The following is a 4079-nucleotide window of genomic DNA, read 5'->3' as shown; positions in this document are numbered from 1 at the left end:
GCATCATTCTGTGCTTGGGTACCACAATAGGTCATCGGACTGAGTAAAGCACTGGTAGCGGTAACCGTGTTAGGAATACTTACCTGAGTCTGTGCACTCGCTGAACACTGAGTATGAGTTACCTGCAATTCCACCTTAAAGGTTCTTGCCGTATTCGCTGTCCATCCTCCACTGACGGTTACCTCTTTCTCACTCACCGCAGCTGAGTCCGTGAAAGGTCCTGCTGTGAAGCCGCCACCACCTACTTCTATTATCTTATAGCTATAGCCTTGTTCATACGCTCCTCCTGATACCTCTACTCGGAATCTGAGCGTAGGGGCTGGTGTGGCAGATCCATCATTACATGCTCCCTGAGTTACCGATACATTCACCGTTGGTTTTGGCGTCCTTGTTACTCGGTAAAGTTCACTTAGTGTGTAAGTACAGTTCGTATCCAAATCCTTTAAGGTAATACGATATTCTGCTGTGTCCTCACCCGCTGGAAGGTTATTAGGAAGCGTTAGCTTAATCGTTCCTGGAGTAGCTCCCGCAGGTTCTCTTGTTCCATCATAACCCTGTACAACTACTGCAGTGGCTGGTGGCGCTGGAATACGTTCTATATAGGCATCATAACCATTGGTATTAGTACCTGCTATATTACGCCTAATGGTAAGCTCTAACTCTTCATTTATAGCCGGATTACAAGCCATCTGTTGCGTCCTACGTACCGTTACCTGCTGAGTCTTAGCCAAGGTACGAACCATAAAGCTAACCCCTGGAGCATTCTCTATACTACAACCACGTGCATCGGTTACCTTCCAAGCAACGGTATAGTTAGCCCCTCTATCCTCCAACTCAAATACTTGGTAATCACTCGCTACTGTAGGTGGTGTTGGTGGAGTCGTTACTGTTCCTTGTTTAGTGGCTATAACCCTACCTGCCTCTATCACCTCAAAGGTATAAGGAGGTACCCCTCCCTTTACAGGGATATACAAGTACGCTTTCTCTCTTGGGGTTGCATTGGTAAAGCTTGGAATCCTTGCTGTTATCTTAGCTGCATCCGCACTCGCAAGTGCATCACAACCCATCTGGTATAGCTTAGCATTTCCTTGGGTAGCATCTTCAGTTATCGAAGTCTGTTCCTTAATCTCTTCTGCGGCTCCACTGGTAATCTCTACCGGACAAGTTCCGTTAGGAGATTGCTTGATCGTTATCTTATAGTAGCCTTTCCTAAGACCTGGTATCGTATAGACTACCTTTGTCGCATCCTCTTGGGTGATATCCGCATCTGTGATATTTCGTACTACACTATAAGATCCTCCTGCTGTGGCTGAGCGAGTAAGCTCATAGGTATAACTTCCCTCTTCACGAGCATTAGCTGTCTTATTACGAGTTAATACAAGCTTACCGGTCTCACTACCTGGCTGACAGCCTGAGGCATCTTCATGTGATAGGCTATGGCGCGCTTTTAGCGCATTATCATCTTCCGTATTCTTGAAAGGTCCTACTGTGCCTCCAGCATCCTGGAAGGTATTACAATAGGCATTCCCATTATCCTTAACCTCTACCTTAAAGTTGGTAATAGTAGGAGGAGTTCCTCCTGTTACAGGTACCTCTACAATAGCAACTCTATGAGGAGTAGGCCAAGTAACGGTAACCCCTGGTATGACTGTTCCTCCGGCATCTTTTACCTGAATGGTATAGTGATCCGTTCCTGGATAAGTAGGCAAGGTAACTCCTGGTGGAACAAAGTCAGAACCACTGAGAATAGTTACTTTGATCTTCGCCACTGTCTTATTAGGAGGGCCTGGTATACAAATTACATCGGATTCCTTCGCTGTGGTAAACTTCAACTTAGGATAGGTATATACCTGCCCTGGTGATGGCACAGGAGGTAGAATAGTCTTCGTTGCCTCACACTTGCTCTCCTTATGACGTACCTTTACCTTATTATGGTCAAACAATGCCGGAATAGCTATCGTTTGTGGATTCGCAGTAAAGGTTGTCCAATGAATTCCATTATCTATAGAATATTCATAACTTGTATGGTCATTATATGGCGGTACAGGTGTACTTGGTACCCCTGGAGCATTCAAATCGCTTAAGGTAAGGATCATATCATAGGTATCTCCCGTACACGCTGTGGCATTGTTTATCGATATGGTAAACTTCGCCTTATGTTGACTATTAGAGAACTGTCCTATACTTGTCATCGGTGAGGTCAAGGTAATCTCACATCCTGTCCCTTCATCCTCTACCGTAATGGTCAAGGTAGAGCCCGCAGGGAATGGCAAGGTAGTGAAATCTGTCGGACGGAAGGTAAAGCTTGGATCAGTGCCTTTCGCTACATTCCTTACAATGATATTCCTACGCAAAAGCGGATTATTTGCCTTTAGTATCTTATAGGTAAAAGGTCCTACGCCTCCTGTAAAGCCTGAGGAGGCAGTCAAGGTAAAGCCGCCTGAGGTACCATCACAGCCAATCGCTTTCGTATTGGTAAAGGTAAGATTTGTTCCTCCTCCTACCAAGTTCATTGGAGTTGTCGTTGTCCTTACGGTTATATTCCTTGTATAAGTAGTACAAACAGGGGTATGGCTATCTGAAACCCCTATCGCATACTGCTTGCTCTGTCCTGCAGGAATATTCTGCCCTGTCTGGCTTATCTTATACTCTGTGGAAGGAGGTGTAGGGGTTGTCACAGTAGTTGTCCCTGAAGCAGCAGTCAATGAACCATTGGGTTGTACTTCATATACCCTAAAGGTATAAGGTGGTTGCCCTCCGGTGATATTTACCTTAAACTCTACCGTTGTTGTAGCCCCTGGCGTACATGCTACCCCAGATACCCCATTAGGATCTATTGTTGTAGATAAAGGTACCTCTGTGTGATCCTCGTAACGGAATTCTTTACTTGCCTTACATAGACTTCCTCCTCTTGATTTATAATGTACATATACAATATAGGTACGACCTTTCTGTAATCCGGTAAAGGTATGGGTCGGTGTTCCTGTATATGGCGACGGTGTAGCTAATTCCCCACTGGTTGCCTCTGCTGGGGCTCCATCATGATTCAAATAGAAAATTACTGAATCATACTCTCCATGAGCAAAAGTTACCTTTAAGTCAAAGGTGCTACAATTTGCCGTAAAGTTCTCTGGTGTAAAGGTCAAATCCTGACTGCGTCGCAAAGTAAACTCAGGCACCTCCTTAGTACATACCACCGTATTGGGAGCTACCCTAAGACGTACTCCTATCTGCGCTGTATAGCTACTGCCTATATTATAACCCATGAATGTTCCACTGGTTTGCCATGCATTGCCTGGACCTGTATAAGCATTGCCATTCTCTTTGATGATTCGGTATACGATCTCATAATCAGATGCCGGCTGTATATCACTGCTTCCACTTAAGGTAAAGCCCATTGTCGTATCCGTACAGCTCGGTGTGGTAAAGGTTGTATTCCCTACCGTAATATGCATATCCTTTATCTCAAAGTTATAACCACTGCTGCCCAATGGCTCACAGTTATTATTCCCCTCATCGGATATCCTTAAGGTATAGGTTCCTATCTCCAATCCTGGTATCTCATAATTATTTACCGTAGGAGCGGCTGGAATCACTACCTCTGGGAAGGTTACCGCAGGGGTAGGTGTATTGCGTTGCAATCTTACTCGGTATGGACCACGCCCTTTAATCTGCCTTATCACTAGCTTTCCACTCTCGCCTGTACAAGTAGCACTGTGAACGATAATGTTGCTCGTACTTGGGTCTATCTCCGTAGGAACCGCTCCTTTTATCTCTACATTGCCCACTACCTTCTTACCACAGGCTACCGGAGTGGTATGAGTATCTTTAATATAAATATCATAGTGCTTGTCCTGAGTTGTATAAGGGAAGGTCTTGCTTGCACTAGCCGTATAGTCACTATCATTTGGAGTCTGTCCTGCTTCTACAAAAGCATAGTGGTACAACGGAGAGGCTGATCCTCCTGTTACACGGGTAACCGTAATGGAACCTCCTTGCTGAACACTTCCACACACTGAGTTATGGGTTACTATATAATCACCCGCATTAAGAGGATTGATCTCTGGAGATTTCTCTAT

Annotated in this window: 1 protein-coding gene; it reads right to left on the bottom strand. The window is 45.0% G+C overall.

Going from position 1 to position 4079, the window contains the following annotated elements; genetic code table 11:
• Nucleotides 1-4079: hypothetical protein (locus tag VJJ03_RS11445; RefSeq protein WP_323975693.1), on the bottom strand; the 4079-nt coding region annotated here is incomplete at both ends.

It is taken from the genome of Capnocytophaga sp. G2 (assembly GCF_035282625.1).
Taxonomy (GTDB): Bacteria; Bacteroidota; Bacteroidia; order Flavobacteriales; family Flavobacteriaceae; genus Capnocytophaga.
This window is presented reverse-complemented; position numbering and strand designations above follow the sequence as displayed.